At 45.0% G+C, this 20,675-nt stretch carries 18 protein-coding genes and 1 pseudogene; 12 read left to right on the forward strand and 7 right to left on the reverse strand.

Annotated elements, in window-relative coordinates:
• Positions 1-19: 19 nt before the first annotated feature.
• The gene (gene pyrE / locus KUG37_RS03360) at positions 20-670 is read left to right on the forward strand and encodes an orotate phosphoribosyltransferase (protein WP_216935809.1); all 651 of its coding nucleotides are present in this window, start codon (positions 20-22) and stop codon (positions 668-670) included.
• Positions 671-1,311: 641 nt separating this feature from the next.
• Here pyrE and KUG37_RS03365 read toward each other — a convergent pair.
• Positions 1,312-1,521: a cold-shock protein gene (locus KUG37_RS03365; RefSeq protein ID WP_004281299.1), complete on the reverse strand. Its 210-nt coding sequence runs from the start codon at positions 1,519-1,521 to the stop codon at positions 1,312-1,314.
• Between the two features lie 551 nt (positions 1,522-2,072).
• Between KUG37_RS03365 and KUG37_RS03370 the strand changes: the two genes are divergently transcribed.
• Positions 2,073-2,405 carry a hypothetical protein gene (locus KUG37_RS03370; RefSeq protein WP_216935807.1) on the forward strand — a complete coding sequence of 111 codons (333 nt, stop codon included), beginning with the start codon at positions 2,073-2,075 and terminating at the stop codon, positions 2,403-2,405.
• A gap of 190 nt (positions 2,406-2,595) precedes the next feature.
• On the opposite strand, the gene KUG37_RS03375 is transcribed toward KUG37_RS03370, so the two are convergent.
• The 4 genes from KUG37_RS03375 to KUG37_RS03390 all read right to left on the reverse strand — a co-directional run bounded on the left by KUG37_RS03375 (position 2,596) and on the right by KUG37_RS03390 (position 6,088).
• Complete coding sequence (locus KUG37_RS03375; protein ID WP_216935805.1) at positions 2,596-3,531, reverse strand: copper resistance protein B; 936 nt, start codon at positions 3,529-3,531, stop codon at positions 2,596-2,598.
• Positions 3,518-5,290 (reverse strand): copper resistance system multicopper oxidase, encoded by a 1,773-nt coding sequence (locus tag KUG37_RS03380; RefSeq protein ID WP_216935803.1) that lies wholly within the window; start codon positions 5,288-5,290, stop codon positions 3,518-3,520. The genes KUG37_RS03375 and KUG37_RS03380 overlap by 14 nt, the downstream gene beginning before the upstream one ends.
• A gap of 41 nt (positions 5,291-5,331) precedes the next feature.
• A complete protein-coding gene (locus tag KUG37_RS03385; RefSeq protein WP_216940169.1) occupies positions 5,332-5,760 on the reverse strand; it encodes a hypothetical protein in 429 nt (142 codons plus the stop codon).
• 127 nt (positions 5,761-5,887) lie between these two features.
• A complete protein-coding gene (locus KUG37_RS03390; RefSeq protein ID WP_216935800.1) occupies positions 5,888-6,088 on the reverse strand; it encodes a DUF3565 domain-containing protein in 201 nt (66 codons plus the stop codon).
• A gap of 143 nt (positions 6,089-6,231) precedes the next feature.
• Here KUG37_RS03390 and gshB point away from each other — a divergent pair, with 143 nt between their 5' ends.
• The gene (gene gshB / locus KUG37_RS03395) at positions 6,232-7,182 is read left to right on the forward strand and encodes a glutathione synthase (protein WP_216935798.1); all 951 of its coding nucleotides are present in this window, start codon (positions 6,232-6,234) and stop codon (positions 7,180-7,182) included.
• A 50-nt stretch (positions 7,183-7,232) separates the two neighbouring features.
• Here the strand turns inward: gshB and KUG37_RS03400 are convergent.
• Positions 7,233-7,738: pseudogene (locus KUG37_RS03400) on the reverse strand (hypothetical protein).
• 458 nt (positions 7,739-8,196) lie between these two features.
• Here KUG37_RS03400 and murG point away from each other — a divergent pair.
• The 7 genes from murG to lpxC all read left to right on the forward strand — a co-directional run bounded on the left by murG (position 8,197) and on the right by lpxC (position 16,312).
• A complete protein-coding gene (gene murG, locus KUG37_RS03405) occupies positions 8,197-9,303 on the forward strand; it encodes an undecaprenyldiphospho-muramoylpentapeptide beta-N-acetylglucosaminyltransferase (RefSeq protein ID WP_216935795.1) in 1,107 nt (368 codons plus the stop codon).
• Between the two features lie 3 nt (positions 9,304-9,306).
• Positions 9,307-10,755 (forward strand): UDP-N-acetylmuramate--L-alanine ligase, encoded by a 1,449-nt coding sequence (gene murC, locus KUG37_RS03410; RefSeq protein ID WP_216935793.1) that lies wholly within the window; start codon positions 9,307-9,309, stop codon positions 10,753-10,755.
• 56 nt (positions 10,756-10,811) lie between these two features.
• Positions 10,812-11,741 (forward strand): D-alanine--D-alanine ligase, encoded by a 930-nt coding sequence (locus tag KUG37_RS03415; protein ID WP_216935791.1) that lies wholly within the window; start codon positions 10,812-10,814, stop codon positions 11,739-11,741.
• A 2-nt stretch (positions 11,742-11,743) separates the two neighbouring features.
• Positions 11,744-12,598, forward strand: coding sequence for a cell division protein FtsQ/DivIB (locus tag KUG37_RS03420; RefSeq protein ID WP_216935789.1), 855 nt, complete (start codon positions 11,744-11,746; stop codon positions 12,596-12,598).
• 69 nt (positions 12,599-12,667) lie between these two features.
• On the forward strand, positions 12,668-13,930 hold the full coding sequence (ftsA, locus tag KUG37_RS03425) for a cell division protein FtsA (protein WP_216935788.1): 1,263 nt from the start codon (positions 12,668-12,670) through the stop codon (positions 13,928-13,930).
• A gap of 159 nt (positions 13,931-14,089) precedes the next feature.
• Positions 14,090-15,283 carry a cell division protein FtsZ gene (ftsZ, locus tag KUG37_RS03430; RefSeq protein ID WP_216935787.1) on the forward strand — a complete coding sequence of 398 codons (1,194 nt, stop codon included), beginning with the start codon at positions 14,090-14,092 and terminating at the stop codon, positions 15,281-15,283.
• A gap of 126 nt (positions 15,284-15,409) precedes the next feature.
• The gene (lpxC, locus tag KUG37_RS03435; RefSeq protein WP_216940171.1) at positions 15,410-16,312 is read left to right on the forward strand and encodes a UDP-3-O-acyl-N-acetylglucosamine deacetylase; all 903 of its coding nucleotides are present in this window, start codon (positions 15,410-15,412) and stop codon (positions 16,310-16,312) included.
• A 99-nt stretch (positions 16,313-16,411) separates the two neighbouring features.
• Here lpxC and KUG37_RS03440 read toward each other — a convergent pair whose 3' ends face one another.
• Positions 16,412-16,852 (reverse strand): DciA family protein, encoded by a 441-nt coding sequence (locus tag KUG37_RS03440; protein ID WP_216935785.1) that lies wholly within the window; start codon positions 16,850-16,852, stop codon positions 16,412-16,414.
• Positions 16,853-16,959: 107 nt separating this feature from the next.
• Between KUG37_RS03440 and KUG37_RS03445 the strand changes: the two genes are divergently transcribed.
• Both KUG37_RS03445 and aceE read left to right on the forward strand, forming a co-directional pair.
• Complete coding sequence (locus KUG37_RS03445) at positions 16,960-17,643, forward strand: M23 family metallopeptidase (RefSeq protein WP_216935784.1); 684 nt, start codon at positions 16,960-16,962, stop codon at positions 17,641-17,643.
• 328 nt (positions 17,644-17,971) lie between these two features.
• Positions 17,972-20,674: a pyruvate dehydrogenase (acetyl-transferring), homodimeric type gene (gene aceE, locus KUG37_RS03450; RefSeq protein ID WP_216935783.1), complete on the forward strand. Its 2,703-nt coding sequence runs from the start codon at positions 17,972-17,974 to the stop codon at positions 20,672-20,674.
• Position 20,675 lies beyond the last annotated feature (1 nt).

The following is a 20,675-nucleotide window of genomic DNA, read 5'->3' on the forward strand; positions in this document are numbered from 1 at the left end:
ATGGATTTAGGAGCACCTCATGTCAACGCCAGCTCAGTTTAACCCGCAAGCTTTTATCGAACTCGCATTATCACGCGGTGTGCTTAAATTTGGTGAGTTTACTTTAAAATCGGGACGTGTGAGTCCCTATTTTTTTAATGCGGGTCTGCTCAATGATGGTGAAGCCCTGACCCTACTGGCTTCTGGCTATGCAGCAAAATTAACCGAATGTGACAATGTTGAGGTGGTGTTTGGTCCTGCATATAAAGGTATTCCTTTTGTGGCAGCGACCGCTGTGGCTTTATCGCAAAATCATGGTATCAGTGTGCCTTGGGGATTTAACCGCAAAGAAGCCAAAGATCATGGCGAGGGTGGGGTACTGGTTGGCGCTTCTGTAGAAGGTAAAAAAGTCTGGATCATTGATGATGTGATCACGGCAGGAACAGCGATTCGTGAAGTGGTGACCATCCTGAAAAATGCAGGTGCACAAATTGCAGGTGTTCTGGTTGCGCTTGATCGTCAGGAAAAAGGCCAGGGTGATTTATCTGCCATTCAGGAAGTCCAGCAAGAGCTTGAGATTCCGGTACATGCCTTAATTACCATGAAAGATTTGATGGATTATCTGGAAACTACGGGCAATCAAGAAGCTTTGGCTAAAATGGAAGATTACCGGGTTAAATATGGTATCTAAGCTTTAATTCTTAGAAAAAGGGAGCTTAAGCTTCCTTTTTTATTCACAGGTAAAAGTACCTACGATCAAAACTATTGCTCAGAAGGAGGGTTCAGACCGTACATTTTTTTAAGATTCAATTTATTTATAAATTCAGCCATTTAATAAATATCTAGATTAAGCTAAGTAAAATGACTGTAATTTAAGGGAATCCATTGGTTTGTAATAATAAAATAAATTCAAAATACGGGAGATCGAAAATAATATTTTATTATTTTTGTACGCATTTGCTTACGTCAATTCAGGCACTTTGCCTCTATACGAGCTGCCCGTCATTTCCTATGATGAAGTCATCAGGAACAGGATGTTCCATAGAAGAATAACCAGAGATAAATACAAGGAAAGTAAGGTACGACAGGAGTTATACCAAGCGAGCTAACACGGAAAACCCCTGGCAGGATGCTGGGGGTTTTTCACTTTACCGATTCATCCAGGCCTGAATTTAACAGGCTGAGGTACAGAGATCATAAATAAGGTGATTCACTCATTTAGATAACTGGTATATCTTATAAAGTATTAAAAATAGATCACTTTTGAGTGATTCATAATCTTCAGAGCTAAAAAAAGCACCTTAAGGTGCTTTTTTTCATTGTTGGGCTAAATTATAGCGCAACGATATTGATCGCATTCGGACCTTTTTGACCATCAACTACGCTGAAAGAAACGCGTTGACCTTCAAACAAAGTCTTGAAACCAGAACTGCTGATTTCTTTAAAATGAGCAAAAACATCAGGGCCTGATTCTTGTTGAATAAAACCAAAACCTTTAGTTTCGTTAAACCATTTTACTGTACCGGTAACTGTAGTAGACATAATATAACCTATTAAATTTTTAATAATTTTAGTCATGTAAATGACTATGGATAACTTGGAAAAACAACAAGAATTGAAATAAAGATCTGAAAAAACTGAGGATTATAAAATAACACTACGGCACTTAAAGAAGTTTAACTAAACAACGCTTTTTTCTAGTTGGATACTAGCATACCCTAAATCAGAAAATATTCAAGTTTTTTATATTTATTATTTATTTTTCTTATAAAAATTAGTTCCATTCTGCTTTTTTAAGCTTTTTAAGCTGATCTGCTTTAGCTTCATAACGTGCATTTAAGCTTCGCTTAAACCAAATAATAAATACCTGTTGTGTTTACGTTGCTTTATGTTAGTCAAAGTCGTCTAGTTGTCAGTATTATTTTGCTAAGTCAGTGTATTTTATAACTTTGAGTAAAATCATCTTTTCAGCTTTAAGATAGTTCTTGTCATTGCCCGTATATAAAAATACACCTATATTAAAAATCATTTGGAAAAATTAACTATAAGAATTTCTTAATTTTAATTTTAAGACAAAACAAAGAGTAAGTCTCATGGATTACTGGAACAGTGTGTTGCTCATATCCATCATCACCATGGTCGGACTAGCCATGATCATCCTGTTCGTCGGATGTAAAATGTGGAAGAACCTGGTGGTGACTTTACTGATTGCCACCTTAATTGGTTTTCTGATTATGTGTGCTGTCAACTTTATCTTTGGTGATCGGCTTCATTTTCTTTGGGGCGCCGAAGAGATGGGCGGTAGCAATTTTATACTGGAAATGGGATTGATGAGCCTATTAATTGGTGGCGTGAGTACCTTTATGATTATGTTAGGTACCTTGGTTGCCAAAAGTAACAGCAGGAATCAAAGCGACGAAGATTAAGTTCTGCAAGGCATAGCAGCTGTTGTAATAAAGGCAAAAGTGCAGAAAAATATATCAAGCCTCATTAGAATGCTTAGAAAATCAGAAAATAACTTTCCTCAGCCCAATCTAAACCGCTACGAAGCATAAACGGATTTTCATACTCCGTAGCTATATGATTTTCTATATAAAAAATTAAATTTTAAAAAAATTAGAACATCATTTTAAAACCTGCGGCATAGATCCAGCTCTGTTCAGAATCGGCACCCTGCTGCCAGGCAGTCTTTTGATTACCTTTGTTATATTCATACGCCACTTCCAGATAAGGCATGAACTTTTTGCTCACTTCATAGCGTGTTTTCAGGCCCAATGTCGCATGACGGAGACCGGTTTTTTTCGCATTGCGTGCCTGATCCTTCAGGATGAGATCCAGCTCGATAAAGGGCTGCATAATCAGTTTCTGGGTCAATAACAGGTCGCGTTCCGTTTCCAATGTCAATCCCACAAAGTTATTTTCACCAACGTAGAGAAAAGCATCAGTTTCGAAAAAATAGGGGGCCAAACCATGCAGGCCAAATACGACATCGAAACGCTCGTTCTGTTGCTGTGTAGCAGGATCGGCTAGATTTTCCTGACGGTAGCGCAGACCAGTCTGTACATCCCAGAAATCGGCAATATTCCGGCTATACAGTACTTTGGCATCATATTCAGTCTGACTGGACTCATATTTATCCGCCTGCAATTTAAGAAAGAGTTTATTTTCATCGGTGCCGATTCTGACTTCATTCTCCGATTTAAATGCCCCATTTCCCTTTGAATGGTGCTGCCATTTTTGATCCAGAATCACCCGGCTATAGATTTGTGCACCATGTTCTTTACGGTGGTCATGGCTACTGGCAGAGTTAACAGGTTCATCGCTCAGTACAGGCTGAGTTAATGCTGATTGCTGCTGTTCATCGAATGATGCGACCGCTATTTCGGTATTGTATCCCTGATGGCTAGTGCTTTGTGTAGCATGTTGACCAGTATGATGCTGATGTTGAGCATGACCCGTATGCTCGCGAGAATCAGCCGCAAAAATACTCAGACTGGCCAAGGTAAGCGCACTGCTGAGCACAGTTTTTAAGAAAAGATTAGTGATGTGCATGGCTGGCTCCTTGGGCAGTTGCTGGCTTTGACGGCATTTTTTGAGAAGAGGGGTTAGAAACCTGATCTTCATTCACATGCGCCACAATCAGCTTGTTCATCATGCCGGCGCTCATGTGATAGAGCAGATGGCAGTGAATCGCCCATTCTCCCAGTTCATCTGCCGTGAGCAAGGTCGTAACCGTTTTTCCAGGTGGTACAATGACAGTGTGTTTATTGGGCATCTGTGCAGCAGACTGGCCATTTTCCAGTTGCATAAACATGCCATGCAAATGCATCGGATGCGCCATCATACTGTCATTGATAAATCTCAACCGGATTCGCTCGCCATGTTGCACCTGAAGCGGTTCGGCATCACTGAACTTTTTACCATTGATGGTCCAGATATAACGCTCCATGGTTCCACCCAGACGAATCACCAGTTCACGTTGTGCTATACGGGTATCGGGTTGCGGTGTCAGCGCTTTCAGATCTTGATATTGCAAGGCTTTATGTCCTGCAGGCGTGGACATATTTGCCCAGCCCTCAACAGGCTTATGAGGCTGGTTTTTCTCGGACACGGCACTATGACTTGCATGCAGATCTTGCCGGGCATGTTGATCATGTTTAGGCAGACTATGATTGGCTTGCGAGGTCTGACGGGTGGGTGAGTCATGAGACATATCATGCTGTTCACCATGCCCCATATCTTCCATAGTCAATAAGGCACGTGGACGTGGCGCCGGTAATTGAACCGGAGGCCGGGTTTTACTTGAATCCACTGCCTGATGCAGGCTGCCAAGGGCAAAGCCCGAACGGTCGATTGATTCAGCTTCAATCTGGTAATGAGCTGCAGTGGGTTCCACAATGACATCATAAGTTTCAGCGGTTCCAATACGGAACTCATCCACAGCGACCGGCTGCACCGGTTGTCCATCGGCGCTGACCACGGTCATTTTAAGCTGGGGAATACGCACATCAAAAAACGACATGGCAGAGGCGTTGATGAATCGCAGCCGAACTTTTTCATTGGGCTGAAACTGACCAGTCCAGTTCTGTTCAGGGGTTTTACCATTGATCAAAAAAGTATAACCCGTGACATCCGACAGGTCGGTTTTCAGCATGCGCATCTGGTTCCACATTTTGCGATCTGACCAGGTGGCTTGAAGGCCATCATGTTTCACCTGCTTAAATACATCGCCCAAGGTTTCGCGCTGGTTCTGATAATATTCGGCAGATTTTTTTAAATTGTTCTGAATCTGCTGGCTGCCTTGTTCGTGAAAATCCGACAGCATGACCACATAATCCTGCTCGGTCTGTTCATGTGCAGGAAACGGGGTGTGGACTTTGGGACGAATCACCAATGCGCCATAGAGGCCATCCTGTTCCTGGCCTTTGGAATGTGCGTGATACCAGTAGGTTCCGTTTTGACGAACCTTGAAGCGATAAGTAAAAGACTGCTTGGGCTTGATGCCCTGAAAACCATTAAATCCAGGAACGCCGTCCATCAGGCCGGGCAGGAGCAGGCCGTGCCAGTGCAAGGAGGTATCTTGATTGTTCAGGTTGTTTTGCACATGAATTACCGCGTCATCACCTTCTTCAAACTCCAGTAATGGCGCAGGGAATTTTCCATTCACGCTCATTCGTTTGACCGTCTTTCCGGTGAGGTTGATCAGACTTTCATCAATGACCAGATGATATTCTTTCACGGCTGCAAACAGTGCAGACGACGAGATGAGACCGAAGCCCAGACACAGGCTTTGACTGATTTTAAGTAACATAACTTAATCCTTAATGAATAAAAAAATTTAAAAATTCAGGATCAAGCTTTGGGTGGGCGCAGGATGTCCTGCCAATAACCGGCAAGGTGTTTGGCATGATAAGCGGGGAGAAGGGTTTTTTCTGGATAACCGTGATCAGGCACGTTTAATTCGGGCGCTGCAATCGGCAAGCTGGTGATCAGGCTTTGACAGGCGCTAGCGCTACAATCCAGACAATCTTGGGCTTGCGAATGCTTTGCCATGTCAGAAATGCAGCCGGCCTGTACCGATTCTGGATTCTGATGATGAACAGACTCATGCTGGGCATGGGATACAGTGGCTTTTGCCATTTCTAGACAATGGCTATTGATTTGCTCAGCAGGCATGAGCAGATGCATGGTTTTTGCAGATGCGACAGACACACTACTCCAGCCTATGGCAAAAACCATAAGCATCACCAACCAGATCTGTTTGACGAGCTGTGTGAGCAAAGTGCACCCTGAGAAAAATACGCTGCATGTTTGAGCAATAAAGCATAAGCGCAGCAGTTTAAATTAGCAAATCCCGAACAAAACTATTTTATCTTTTTGAGGTGAACTGCGCGCCCATTGTAAAGCTTCAGGTTTTAGTTTTGCACTTTTCGCATTTTTTACAGTCTAGCAACATCCAGAGCTTTTCTTTGCGCCCTTGCTCGGTCATTACCCAGGGACGGTTTTGCCAAGGTGGCGTATGCCTTACATGCTGGTCATGACTACAGGCCAGTTCTGCGACCCAATAATTTTCTTCATCCAGGTGAAAACCGATAATCGCCTGTTGCATAGAAAACCTCCTGTGAGCTCAGATTGCCTGAGCACCTATCTAAAAACCTATACAAAATAAGTCATGCAAAATCACCATAAACAAAAGAATCGACACAAGCTATACTCCTTGCCAAGTCATTTTTTGAAAAAGAGCAGAGAAACATGCGCGTACTTGTTGTGATGGATCCCATTGAAAATGTAAACCTGAAGAAAGACTCGACCATGGCGATGCTATGGGCAGCGTCGCGTCGTGGGCATGAACTTGGTTATGCATTGCAGCAAGATTTATATATCGACCAGGGCAAGGCCTTTGGTCTGATCGCGCCGCTACAGGTGTTTGAAGACTACGATCATTATTATGAACTCGGCGAAAAACAAAAAGAGTCGATCGCTGCTTATGACGTCGTTCTGATGCGCAAAGATCCGCCTTTTGATATGAATTTTGTCTACACCACTTATATTCTGGAGCAGGCAGAACGCGAAGGTGCATGGATTATCAACAAGCCACAAAGCCTGCGTGACTGTAATGAAAAACTGTTCGCGACCCAGTTCCCGCATCTGCAAGTGCCCACTTTGGTGACCTCACAGCAAAGCCTGATCCGGGAGTTTTTAAAGGAACAGGTCGATGTGATTGTGAAACCGCTGGATGGCATGGGTGGTACCGGGATTTTCCGCCTGTATCAGGATGGAATTAACATTGGTTCAACCATTGAAATGCTGACCAATAATGGTAACCAGCCGATTATGGCCCAGCGTTATATTCCGGAAATTGTCGAAGGTGATAAACGCATCCTGATGATTAATGGCGAACCCGTTCCGTATTGCCTGGCCCGTATTCCGCAAAATGGTGAAGTGCGCGGCAATCTGGCGGCGGGTGGTCTGGGAGAAGCACGTCCACTGACTGAAAATGATAAAGCGATTGCGGCAAAAGTAGGGCCTTATCTCAGAGAAAAAGGTCTGGTTTTTGTGGGGCTGGATGTGATCGGGAATTATGTCACTGAAATTAATGTGACCAGTCCAACCTGTATTCGTGAAATTGATGCCCAGTTTGGAACCTCGATTGCAGATGATCTGTTTGCCGTGCTGGAAGCGGGTCAGGCCAATCAGGTCTAAAGGCGCATCTCAGTAACAAAAGAGTCTGCTTGCCGGCTCTTTTTTATTTTTTATTTGGGATAGTGCTTAAATAAAAATGCTGGCATCACCATGCCCAGCATCGAAAGGCAGACGGTGATAATGGCAAGATTGCCCCAGTATTGGGTGGCAGATATCAGCGCAGCGCTCAGGGTCGGTATAAAAGATTGTGCAGTGAAAACAGCACCGCACTGAGAAACTGTAATTTGAATAAGAGCCAGTAATTTGCTGCAAACACCAGGCAGTTGCTGCAGAGCATTGCGATGAATCCGACGCGTAATAAGGTCTGCGGTTTCCAGCCACGTTGCAGCAACATGCCTGCGCCAAAAGTACCACCCAAATTGGCCAGCACCAGGCATCGCTTGAGTCCCATTTTCTCCGAGAATGCACCAATGTACAGCGCAAATAGCATTCCTACAGCCTGCACCAGCGCCAGCGAAAAGCCTGCCTGAGTAAAACTCAAGTTTAAATCCTGCTGTAAAACCGGAATGACGGCCGAAAGTTTGCCTACGTGGACCGCTGCCAGATATCCGGCCAGAATAATCCATACATCACGAATTGATATTTTTGACGTTTATAACAATTGAGTCCATTCCTGTCATCTGCTTGTGGATCAAGCATTAATTATAACTATATGAATAACATGAAAATTTTATAAAATTAATAGGATTTAAGCCTAAGATCATCGGCTAGATATAAGAGCTTGGTTAATCAGAATCGAGTTGAAGATCATGATAAATAAGACACTTTTCGCAGTAAAGGCATGGATAATTTAATGAGAAAATAATTTAAAATTGATATGATGTATCACTTAAGTTGAAGGAAAAGTGCAGACCTTATAAATAAAACGAGTCTAAACTTGGAATTTGCATGAAAAAAACAATTAAAGCCTTGTTGAAATAAAGTAAATAAACTTTCATGGCCTGATGATTGTGATTACAATTGATTACTTAAATCAGATTTCCTGCTCCATTTTTTGAATTGAAGAATTAGACCGTGACCGATGCTCAGCAAAAACAGCCTAAACATGTCATGATGATGGCCGCAGGTACAGGTGGACATGTATTTCCAGCATTAGCTGTTGCGAAAGACTTACAACAACAAGGTATACAGGTCTCCTGGCTGGCCACTCCCACAGGCATGGAAAACCGTCTATTAAAAAATCAGAATATTCCCATTTATCAGATTGATATTCAGGGCGTGCGTGGCAACGGTTTTGTGCGTAAAGTTCTGGCGCCTTTTAAAATTATGAAAGCGACTTTGAGTGCCATGAAATTCATGAAACAGCTCAAGGTTGATGCAGTAGCAGGCTTTGGTGGTTATGTGGCAGGGCCGGGCGGTCTGGCCGCGCGTATTTTAGGTATTCCGGTGCTAATTCATGAGCAGAATGCGGTGGCCGGTTTTACCAATACCCAGTTGTCGCGTGTGGCCAAGACGGTGTGTCAGGCTTTTCCAAATACCTTTCCGCCACAGGAAAAAATCGTCACCACTGGCAATCCGGTGCGACAGGAAATTAGCCAAATTTTAAATCCGTCCTGGCGTTATCAGGAACGTGACAAGGCAGGATTGCCCTTACGTATTTTGATCGTTGGCGGATCTTTGGGGGCGCAAGCCTTAAATGAACGGGTTCCGCAAGCCTTAAAGCAACTCAATGTACCTTTAAATGTCTATCATCAATGTGGGCAAAACCATGCTGAGGCGACACGGGCACGTTATGAAAATGCTCCGGCAAGCCTGCAAGTTGAAGTACAGCCCTTTATTGAAGATATGGCCCAAGCCTATAGCGAGGCTGATCTGGTGATTTGCCGTGCTGGTGCATTGACCGTGACTGAAATTGCTACTGCCGGTGTCGCTGCGATTTTTGTGCCGCTCCCAAGCGCGGTAGATGATCACCAGACTGCCAATGCCGGTTTTCTGGCCAATATCAATGCGGCAAAAATTTGCCCACAGGCCAGTATGACCCCGGAAAGTTTAAAAACCCTATTAGAGCCGATGCTGAATCGCCCGCTATTAATGGAAATGGCAGTTAAAGCACGCCGACAGGCTCAACCCGATGCGACTCAACATGTGGTCCGTTTAATTCAAGAATTATCATCCGAGTAAACTATGTCTCCAGTAACCCCAGCTGAACAAGCGAAAAAATTAATCAAAGTGCCGGAAATGCGCCGTATTAAACACATTCATTTTGTGGGAATTGGCGGTGCAGGCATGTGTGGTATTGCGGAAGTATTGAAAAACCAGGGCTATAAAGTTTCCGGTTCAGATATCAAGGCATCCAACACCACAGCACAGCTGGAAGCAAATGGCATTAAAGTCTATATCGGACATGCGGCAAATAATATTAAGGGTGCCAATGTGATCGTGGTATCTACCGCGATTGATCAGGAAAACCCGGAAATTAAAACCGCGATTGAAAATCGTATTCCAGTGGTTCGCCGTGCGGAAATGCTGGGTGAGCTAATGCGTTACCGTCATGGTATTGCGGTTGCCGGCACCCATGGCAAGACCACCACCACCAGCCTGATCACCTGTATGCTGGCTGAAGAAAATATGGATCCGACCTATGTGATCGGTGGTTTGCTGAACCGTACCGGTATGAACGCGGCTTTGGGTGCCAGCCGTTATATCGTGGCAGAAGCAGACGAGTCAGATGCATCTTTCCTGTACTTGGAACCGATGGCCGCCGTAGTGACCAATATTGATGCCGATCATATGGATACTTATGGCGGTAGCTTCGATGTGCTGAAAGATACTTTTATCCAGTTCCTGCAAAAGCTGCCATTTTACGGCTTGGCCGTAGTCTGTGGCGATGATGCCAATATCCGTGAAATCATGCCGCGGATTGCACGTCCGGTGCTGACCTATGGTTTTAATGAAGATAATGATATTCGCGCAGTTGATGTCGATCAGGACGGTATGCAAACTCACTTTACCGTATTGCGTAAAGAGCGTGAGCCATTACGTGTAACCGTGAATCAGCCAGGCTTGCATAATGTGCTGAATGCCTTGGCTGCGATTGGTGTAGCAACTGATGAGGGCGTGTCTGATGCTTCAATCTGCCGTGCACTGGAAGGCTTTAGTGGTGTGGGTCGCCGCTTTGAGGTTCAGGGTGAATTTGCCATTGAGGGCGGTGACGTGAAACTGGTGGATGATTATGGTCATCATCCAAAAGAAGTAGAAGCGACGATTAAAGCCGCGCGTCAGAGCCATCCGGACCGTCGCCTGGTGATGATGTTCCAGCCACACCGTTATAGCCGTACCCGTGACTGTTTTGATGATTTTGTAGAAGTGCTTTCTACTGTAGACCAGTTATTGTTGCTGGATGTGTATCCTGCAGGTGAAAAACCGATTGTAGGGGCTGACAGCCGTACTTTAGCCCGTAGCATTCGTTTACGTGGCGAAGTCGAGCCGATTCTGGTCGATGCAGTGGACGGCAACCTGAATCAGATCATGAGAAAAGTATTGCAAGCAAATGACTTGTTATTAACCCAGGGCGCAGGTAATGTTGGAGCAATCTCAGTCGAACTTGCGCAAAATCACTTATATATAAAATAGTCATCTTGTGTGACTGAATTGAATTGACCAGATTGAAAAAGTTTAAGGATATAAACGTGTCAAATGCTTCAAAATTCGGAAAAGTTGCCGTGTTGCTTGGTGGTAAATCTGCAGAGCGTGAGGTTTCTCTAGACAGTGGTACGGCGGTACTTGAGGCATTAGTGCGTTCAGGGGTCAATGCAGAAGCTTTTGACCCGCAGGATCGTAGTGTCACAGAACTGGTAAATTATGACCGTGCTTTCATTGTATTGCATGGGCGTGGCGGGGAAGACGGCCAGATCCAGGGTGTACTGGAATGGTTAAACGTGCCGTATACCGGTACCGGTGTACAAGGTTCTGCAATTGGCATGGACAAGGTCAAGACCAAACAGGTCTGGCAGGGTTCGGAACTGCCGACAGCACCATATCGCATTGTCAGCAAAGATTCTGATGCGGCTGACATGGTTCATTCTTTAGGTTTGCCTTTGATTATCAAGCCGGTACATGAAGGTTCCAGTATTGGTATGAGCAAGGTCGAAAAAATTGAAGACTTTGCAGAAGCGATTGCCAAGGCAACTGAACACGATGCCGTGGTGATGGCAGAAAAATGGATTACCGGCCGTGAATTCACCATTGTGGTTTTAAATGGTCAGGCGCTGCCTGTGATTCGTCTTGAACCGCCTCAAGATGTCGCATTCTACGATTATGAAGCTAAATATAACCGTAATGATGTGCAATATGGCATTCCGTGTGGTTTAAGCGAAGCTGAAGAGCAGCAGTTAAAAGCCTTGAGTTTGCGCGCATTCCAGGCAGTCGGTGCTAGCGGTTGGGGCCGGATCGATGCTATGCAAGATGAACAGGGTAACTTCTGGTTACTTGAAGTTAATACCGTGCCGGGCATGACCAGTCATTCTCTGGTACCAAAAGCGGCAGCTGCAGTGGGTTATAGTTTTGATGAGCTGTGTGTTGCGATTCTGGAACAGACCTTGACCGGTTCGGCACATTAAATATGGCTCAACTTCCTGTTTCCATGCGCCGTAAACGTGCTGCGATTACCTCAATTCACGACAAGCCGCCGACACGCAAAGAAAAGCTGACCAATTTTGGGGGCTGGTTATTGTTGTGTATTGCGGTGCTGGTGCTGGCCTTTGGAATATTGGGCTTATATAAAGTCATGACCAATACTGATGTGGCAGAGCTGGGCGTGTTAGGTACGCGCTCGGCTGCTGAACAGCGTCAGATCATGCAATATGTGTCACCGGTTGTGACCGAAAACTATTTTACTTCGGATCTGGAAGCGATCCGTGATCGTACGCTGGAGCTGTCCTGGGTGGACCAGGTGGTGGTTTCCCGAGCGTGGCCAAATGGCATTCGGGTACGGGTCATGCCGCATCATGCGATTGCACGTTGGGGCACAGGACGTTTATTGAGTGACAGTGGTGTTATTTTCACTGAAGTTACACCAAAGAATTATGAGGCATTACCGTTGCTACATGGGCCGGCTAGCCATGCAGAAACCATGATGCGTCGTTATAATGAAATTAATCAGTTATTTTTACCACAAGGTATTCGTCTAAAAGAATTATATCTCACCGAGCGAATGACCTGGTTTATGCAGTTTGATTCGGGTTTAAGAATAATTGTTGATAAAGATCAGACCATGAGCAAATTACAGCGCTTGAGTCATCTGTCTCAGAGTGACTTAAAGCCGGTCTGGTCTAAAATTTCGGCCATCGACCTGCGTTATCGCAATGGATTGTCGATACAGTGGAAAAATTCAATTCCGCCTAAAATTGTAAATGGACATTTTATTGTAACCATTGATGACACGGGCGTTGAGAATACTGTAACAGTAAAGCCATAATGACCGGCTTTAAAAAATAGAGGCATTAAAGCCATAAATCTAACAAACACGTAATGGTAGTAGTGAATAATGAGTGAAGCTGTTCCCTCGGTTGTGGCGATTGACATTGGGACACACAAAGTTTCAGTTTTGATTGGCAAGGTACACGCGCCAGACAATATCCAAGTGATTGGTATGGCTACCGCTCGTAACCGCGGCATGAGTAAAGGGAAAATTGTCAGTCTCGATAAAGTTATTACTGCAATTAAAAATGCCGTTCAAGAAGCAGAAGATATGGCGGAATGCCGGGTGCATTCTGCCTGGGTCTCTATTCCAAGTGCTGAATTAAAAAGCTTTTATGCTTCAGGTCGCACCTCGACCGACAATAGCGAACATGCGATTACCACTAGCGAAGTGGTACGTGCACTGGAGTTAGCCAAAGCCAGTCATTTGACTTCAGACCATTATCTGGTCAGCGCTGTGCCTCTGGGCTTTGAGCTGGATGATTCACCGGAATGGGTACTGAATCCGATTCGTATGTCGGCACATAGCATGACCGGGCATTATCATCTGATGATGCTACCGATCAGTACCATGCAGAATATTGATCGTGCCCTAAAGGGTGCCAATATTGGCGTAGAAAAAATGGTGGTGTCGAGTCTGGCGACTGCTGAAGCCTGCCTGCTCAAAGATGAAAAAGAATATGGCGTATGCTTGGTAGATATCGGTGCCGGTACCACCAATGTGGCGGTATATGTGGATGGTCGTCTGGCCTTAACCCATACCTTCCAACGTGGTGGTGAACATGTGACCCGCGATATTGCGGCAGTGTTGCAAACTACGACCGAAGAAGCTGAACGCCTGAAGTTACTGTATGGCTGTGTAGACCTGAAAGTGGTCAAGCCTGACCATATGATTCAGTTCCAGGGGATTGATGGACCACAAACCATCAGCCGGATCGAACTGACTGAAATTATCATGGCACGTTATGAAGAAATTCTCGGACTGGTGCGGGATGAGCTGGTGAAAAATGGTGCCATCCAGGGCTTATATCATGGGGTGGTACTGACCGGTGATGCCAGTCATATTGAAGGCATGGTGAGCTTTGTCCGCCGTACCATGGGAGTCTCGGCTCATTTGGGTAATCCGCCTGCTCAGGTCTATGCGGATGAACAGCATCAGGCTGCTTTACGCCGATCGCAATATAGCACTGTGGCTGGTTTGCTGATGTTTAGTCAGAGTGATACTCAGGACACCATTGTGGAACAGGATGATGTAGAGCGATTGTCATTGACGCAGCGGGTTAAAAGAGCCTGGTCTGGCTTTAATGACACCCTGAAATCAATCTTTTAAGTCGATTTTTATTGTGAATATTGTTGAGAAGATGTAGTTAATCGGGCTTGTACTTGACAAGTTAACGCATGAGCAGCATTCTTAAAAACAATTTTATTAAGATTAAGGCAGTATACGGGCTTAGTGACTGCCAATTATGAATTAGGAATTTTATAGGTCATGGCCTCATTTGAATTTTTCGAAGACGATCATAGCGATAGCAATGGTCAAGCCCGTTTCACTGTGTTTGGTGTAGGTGGTGCGGGTGGTAATGCTGTACAACATATGTTGCAGTCCGATATCCAGGGCGTAAAGTTTGTTTGTGCCAACACGGACAAGCAGGCACTCGATCGCATGGAAGCCGAATTCAAAATTCAGCTGGGCGAGCAAAGTACCCGTGGTCTGGGAGCAGGTGCAAATCCGCAAGTCGGTCAGACTGCAGCAGAAGAAAGCCGTGAACTGATCCGCCAGCAGCTTGAAGGGACCGATATGGTCTTTGTTACTGCTGGTATGGGCGGTGGTACGGGTACCGGTGCTGCGCCAGTGGTTGCTGAAATTGCCAAGGAAATGGGTATCCTGACCGTAGGTGTCGTGACTACCCCATTCAACTTTGAAGGCAAACGCCGTTTACAGGCTGCAGAAAAAGGCATCGAAGCACTTGAGCAGCATGTCGATTCATTGATCATCATTCCAAACCAGCGTTTATTGAAAGTCTTTCGTGATATTTCAATGAAAGATGCATATAAAAAAGCGGATGATGTGCTCCTCAATGCAGTACGCAGTATTTTTGATTTAGTGGTTCGTCCAGGTCATATCAACCTGGACTTTGCCGACTTGAAAACGGCGATGAGCACACGTGGTTATGCCATGATGGGTGTCGGTCTGGGCCGTGGTGAGAACCGTGCACGTCAGGCTGCCGAGCAGGCGATCCGTAGTCCATTGCTCGACAACGTGACCATCATGAATGCCAAAGGTATTCTGATCAACGTGACCGGCGGTGATGATGTGACTTTCGGTGAAATTGAAGAAATCACCGATGTCGTCAACCAGATTGTCGATTTAGATGAAGGTCAGGTGTTCTACGGGACAGTTTTTGATCCGGATGCGCGTGATGAAATCAGTGTCACCGTGATTGCAACGGGTTTGACCCGTCATGCAGCGGATTCAGTTGAACCGACCAAACGTACCAATGTACAGGCAACTCGTCCAGCAGCAGCCTCACAGACTGCGGTAGAAGATGATGATGTACCGGCAATTCAGCGACAGCAACATGAAACAGGTACAGCAGCCAGCCCAGCTGCAGCTTCGGTTTCTAGCCCACGTCCAACGCCAATGAGCATTCAGGATTATCTTAAGAATCAACAGCGTAAATAACATGTAACATCATGTGTTTACTTGGATTACACAGTAAAGGTGGCTTTTAAGCCACCTTTTTGTTTTTTATCAATGGCCAAATATGCTAACGTATAGCGGTTTTATAGATGAACAGATGATAGAAACATGTTGAAACAACGTACCCTGAAACGTGTCGTGAAAGCGAGCGGAATCGGTCTTCACAGTGGGCAAAAAGTCATGATTAACTTTGTGCCACACCATGCCGATGGGGGAATTGTGTTTCGTCGTATTGATCTGAATCCACCAGTCGATATTCCTGCCGACGCCATGCTGATTCAGGAAGCCTTTATGTGCTCGAACCTGGTACAGGAAAATGCCAAAGTAGGCACTATTGAACATGTCATGAGTGCTATTGCCGGCCTGGGAATCGATAACCTGATTATTGAAGTCTCTGCCTCTGAAGTGCCAATTATGGATGGCAGTGCAGGTCCGTTTATTTACTTGTTAATGCAGGGCGGTTTGCAAGAGCTTGAGGCTGCCAAGCAATTCGTCAAGATTATTAAACCGGTTGAAGCGCTAATTGATGATAAGCGTGCCATTTTTAGCCCTCATGATGGCTTTCAGCTGAATTTTACGATCGATTTTGATCATCCTGCCTTTAAAAAAGAACATCAGTCTGCCAGTATCGACTTTTCCACTGAAACCTTCGTTTACGAAGTCAGTGAAGCGCGTACTTTTGGTTTTATGAAAGATCTGGATTATCTCAAAGCCAATAACCTGGCGCTGGGTGCCAGTCTGGAGAATGCTATTGGTGTAGATGAAACAGGGGTCGTCAATGAAGACGGCTTGCGCTTCTCGGATGAATTTGTACGTCACAAAATTCTGGATGCAGTGGGCGATTTATATCTGCTCGGACATCAGATCATTGCCAAATTTGATGGTTACAAATCTGGACATGCCTTGAATAATCAACTTTTACGCAATGTGAAAAGTGATCCAAGCTGCTATGAAATTGTAACATTTGATGACGAAGCCAATTGTCCAATCATGTATGTGAGTGTGACATAAGTCATTGTGTTTGTGTCTTTATGTTTAAGTTATTGCTCCAATACTGTGACACAGGTCACATAATAGTGGTTTTTTAATTTATTACATTTGATTGCGATGTTACTTTTTATTGCTTGCCAAACGTAGTAAAGCTTGGCTAAGCTTAGGGTCGCTTATAAAGTCAGCAGCACTACGAAGTAATTCCTGTGTTTCTGAATTTAATGCTCTTTCAGGTGTTGCTGCAACAGGTTGCGTTTGCGAAGGATTCCTCAGACAAACTTGAAGTTTAGTAAGATCCGTTAATTCATTTATTTGAGAGAGTTGTGAAATGTATTGCTTTTGAAGATAGGCCAATTGACTGATCATGGCCTGGTTTTCACCAGTAATCGTTAACACACCATTTTGATAGCATACAACTTGCCAGTGTTCCGGTTGGGGCAACAGCGGTTGTACGAGTTTCGTAAGTTTCTGCCAGGCAGCAACTTGTGATGAGAGAAACGAAAAGTTTCCTGTTTTTATCTGTTTTCTGGTTTGTTGAAAAACGTTGACAGGTTCCGACATACATTATTCCTACATATTTATGTCTTAATCTTATGCGCTTCTTTTAGTGGATATCAAGGATAGAGATCTTCAAGGAACTCGATTAGAGCATTTTAGAGAGGTTTTTTATGCACATGCGACGTATTTTGTTGGCATTTTCTTTATCAGTTTCAGCGGCTTCGGTAGCTTTCGCAGATTTAGTCAATCTAAATCAAGAAAATGGATCAACAGATCGTATCGAGCAATTGACACGGACTTTGGCACAGGGTGCATATACTCATCCAGATGACATCGATATTCCAGCACAAACCAAATTAAATGTTCAGCTTCGTGAAAAGCCGGTTGAACTGAACAATCAAACACTTGCGCAGAAGTATGCTAGTACTTCATCAAACAAAACCGCAGTGAACAGTGCTTATTCTTGGCTGATTTCTCATCCTTTACCTAATTCTCGCGTAAGTTCAAGTTACGGTGGCCGCACCATGGGTGGCCGTGCTGAAAATCATTCAGGCCTTGATCTTGCAGCACCAAGCGGTACACCAATCTATGCTACAGGTTCAGGAATTGTGACCAAATCGGGTTGGGGCACTGGTTATGGCCAATACGTAGAAATTAATCACGGCAATGGCTATTTAACGCGCTATGCTCATGCTTCACGTCTTATTGCACGTGTGGGAGAACAGGTGCAAGCGGGTGATCATATTGCTAACGTTGGCTGTACTGGTCGCTGTACCGGTCCACACTTGCATTATGAAGTAGTAAAAGACGGTCAACGTAAAAACCCATCTACTTATTTGGCTATGTTACCTTAAGTATAGACCTGAATCACAACCTGTATCTCTATACATAAAAAACCTCCAATAAGCATTTTAATGCGTTTAAGCTAAAAGCTCTTCAAGTCAAATTGAAGGGCTTTTTGTTTTATCGCTTTTAAATCTCATATTATCACCAACTATTATAATGTTTGTATAATAAATCGCCTTAATTGACTATTTTTTGTTATGTAGTGTAATTATACGTCACCAATCATTTAGTTCCTAAATAGTACTGCCAAATCGCATTCATCTGAGACCATACCTGCTGAGATCTCAAATATGGTACATATAGGAGATTGGATTAGGCTTTTAGGAACTGTAGATTATGGCGTTTTATGGCGATACAGACGCGCAAGAAACCCAAGAATGGCAAGATGCATTTGATTCTGTTTTGCAGCATATGGGCACTGAGCGTGCAGCATTTTTATTAGAAAAACTTTATCAACGCGCAATCGCAAAGCATGTTCCTATTCAGCGTTTAAATACTCCCTACTTAAATACGATTTCTGTTGAAGAACAGCCAGCAATGCCAGGTGACCAGGACATGGAGCGCCGGATTCGTGCGCTGATCCGCTGGAATGCCCTGGCAATGGTCTTGCGTGCGAATAAAACCGGTGATGATCTCGGTGGTCACCTGGCGAGCTTTGCTTCTTCTGCGACCCTCTATGATGTGGGCTTTAACCACTTTTTCCGTGCCAACAGTGATCACTTTGGCGGCGACATGATCTATTACCAGGGTCACTGTGCACCGGGTATTTACGCGCGTTCATTTTTAGAAGGCCGTTTGACTGAAGAGCATCTGAATAATTTTCGTCGTGAAGTCGGTGGTAAAGGTCTGCCATCTTATCCGCATCCTTATTTGATGCCGGACTACTGGCAGTTCCCGACGGTATCGATGGGTCTGGGTCCCATCATGTCGATTTATCAGGCGCATATTCAAAAGTACCTGATGAACCGTGGCCTGATCAAAGAAGAAGATCGCAAGGTCTGGGCGTATTTGGGCGATGGCGAGATGGATGAGCCGGAAAGCCTGGGTGCAATTTCTCTGGCCGGTCGTGAAAAGCTCGATAACCTGATCTGGGTGGTGAACTGTAACTTGCAACGTCTGGATGGTCCGGTACGTGGTAATGGCAAGATCATTCAGGAGCTTGAGTCACTATTCCGCGGCGCAGGCTGGCGTGTAATTAAAGTTGTGTGGGGCCGTCACTGGGATCCACTGCTGGACAAAGACAAGTCTGGCGCACTAAAAGCGATCATGGAAGAAGCAGTCGATGGTGATTTCCAGCGCTACCAGGTAAAAGGCGGAGCTTATGCACGTGAAAAGTTCTTTGGTAAATATCCAGAAGCCAAAGAGCTGGTGAAAGATTTAAGCGATGAAGATATTGATAATCTGAACCGTGGTGGTCACGATCCGTACAAAGTCTTTGCTGCCTATGCTGAAGCATGTACTGCCAAAGGTCAGCCGACCGTGATTCTGGCGAAAACCGTTAAAGGTTATGGTTTGTCGGAAGAAATCGAAGCTGTTAACAAGACTCACCAAATCAAGAAAATGCAAATCAATTCTTTGAAATACGTGCGTGACCGCTTCAACCTTCCTTTCACCGATGAACAGCTGGAAGAAGTACCGTTCTATCGTCCAAGCGAAAATTCTCCTGAAATCAAGTATATGAAAGCCCGTCGTGAGGCTTTGGGTGGCTACCTGCCTGCACGTCGCAAGGACAGTGAACAACTGGCGATTCCTGAGCTTTCAGTATTTGATTCGGTCTTGGCGGGTTCAAACGGTAAACAACAGTCGACCACGATGGTGATGGTTCGTTTAATCTCTGCACTTCTTAAAGAGAAAGCGATTAAAGACCGTGTTGTTCCAATCGTGCCTGACGAAGCCCGTACTTTCGGTCTGGAAGGCATGTTCCGTCAGCTCGGTATTTATGCCGCACATGGCCAGAAATATACCCCGGAAGATCAAGAGCAGCTGATGCACTACCGTGAAGCCAAAGATGGTCACATGTTGCAAGAAGGGATTAACGAAGCCGGTGCGATGAGTGCATGGGCCGCGTTAGGCACCAGTTATTCAACCAATAACCTGCCAATGATTCCAATGTACATGTACTACTCGATGTTTGGTTTCCAGCGTATCGGTGATATTGCATGGGCCGCAGGCGATGCACAGGCACAAGGTTTCTTGCTGGGCGCTACTGCAGGTCGTACTACACTGAACGGTGAAGGCTTGCAGCATCAGGATGGTCATTCCCACATCCTGGCCAGTACCATTCCAAACTGTGTCGCTTATGACCCATGTTTCGGTTATGAATTGGCAGTGATCGTGCATGACGGTTTACGACGTATGTATGTGAATCAGGAACGTGTGTTCTATTACCTGACGGTGATGAACGAAAACTACGAGCATCCTGAAATGCCAAAAGGTGTTGAAGAAGGCATCAAGCGCGGTATGTACCTGCTTGAAGAAGACGAGAAAGCCACGGTACAGTTACTGGGCTCAGGCGTAATTCTGCGTGAAGTGATCAAGGCAGCAAAAATCCTGCGTGAAGAGTATCAGATTCATTCCAATGTCTACAGCGTGACCAGCTTCAATGAACTGGCACGTGATGGTATGGCATGTGAAGAATACAACCGCCTGCATCCGCTTACTGAAGAAGTGAAAGAAGCCTGGGTATCGAAACAGCTACGCGGTACCGAAGGTATTGTGGTGTCTGCGACCGATCATATGCGTGCCTATAGCGAACAGATCCGTGCTTATCTTCCGGATGGCCGTCCATTCGTAGCACTGGGTACTGACGGTTATGGCCGTTCAGATACACGTGCCAACTTGCGCAGTTACTTCGGTGTTGATGCTGCCCATATTGTGGTGGCAACCCTGAAAAAACTGGCAGATGAAGGTGAAGTTGATCCGCGTCTGGTTAAAGATGCGATCTCTACTTTCGAGCTGGATACAGATCGTCCAGTGGCTTGGGCACCTCAAGAAACCCCATCTGTACATGCTGTTGCTGACTACAAAGAGGAGAACTAAG

Origin of the sequence: Acinetobacter sp. BY419, from assembly GCF_019038395.1 — a bacterium.
Taxonomy (GTDB): domain Bacteria; phylum Pseudomonadota; class Gammaproteobacteria; order Pseudomonadales; family Moraxellaceae; genus Acinetobacter.

Bases quoted from the DNA above. Each gene is read 5' to 3' on its own strand.
- ftsZ (WP_216935787.1), top strand. From the start codon at position 14,090: ATGGCCTCATTTGAATTTTTCGAAGACGATCATAGCGATAGCAATGGT.
- pyrE (WP_216935809.1), top strand. From the start codon at position 20: ATGTCAACGCCAGCTCAGTTTAACCCGCAAGCTTTTATCGAACTCGCA.
- KUG37_RS03375 (WP_216935805.1), bottom strand. From the start codon at position 3,531: ATGCACATCACTAATCTTTTCTTAAAAACTGTGCTCAGCAGTGCGCTT.
- aceE (WP_216935783.1), top strand. From the start codon at position 17,972: ATGGCGTTTTATGGCGATACAGACGCGCAAGAAACCCAAGAATGGCAA.
- lpxC (WP_216940171.1), top strand. From the start codon at position 15,410: ATGTTGAAACAACGTACCCTGAAACGTGTCGTGAAAGCGAGCGGAATC.
- KUG37_RS03420 (WP_216935789.1), top strand. From the start codon at position 11,744: ATGGCTCAACTTCCTGTTTCCATGCGCCGTAAACGTGCTGCGATTACC.
- gshB (WP_216935798.1), top strand. From the start codon at position 6,232: ATGCGCGTACTTGTTGTGATGGATCCCATTGAAAATGTAAACCTGAAG.
- KUG37_RS03440 (WP_216935785.1), bottom strand. From the start codon at position 16,852: ATGTCGGAACCTGTCAACGTTTTTCAACAAACCAGAAAACAGATAAAA.
- ftsA (WP_216935788.1), top strand. From the start codon at position 12,668: ATGAGTGAAGCTGTTCCCTCGGTTGTGGCGATTGACATTGGGACACAC.
- KUG37_RS03390 (WP_216935800.1), bottom strand. From the start codon at position 6,088: ATGCAACAGGCGATTATCGGTTTTCACCTGGATGAAGAAAATTATTGG.
- murC (WP_216935793.1), top strand. From the start codon at position 9,307: ATGTCTCCAGTAACCCCAGCTGAACAAGCGAAAAAATTAATCAAAGTG.
- KUG37_RS03445 (WP_216935784.1), top strand. From the start codon at position 16,960: ATGCACATGCGACGTATTTTGTTGGCATTTTCTTTATCAGTTTCAGCG.
- KUG37_RS03370 (WP_216935807.1), top strand. From the start codon at position 2,073: ATGGATTACTGGAACAGTGTGTTGCTCATATCCATCATCACCATGGTC.
- KUG37_RS03380 (WP_216935803.1), bottom strand. From the start codon at position 5,290: ATGTTACTTAAAATCAGTCAAAGCCTGTGTCTGGGCTTCGGTCTCATC.
- KUG37_RS03365 (WP_004281299.1), bottom strand. From the start codon at position 1,521: ATGTCTACTACAGTTACCGGTACAGTAAAATGGTTTAACGAAACTAAA.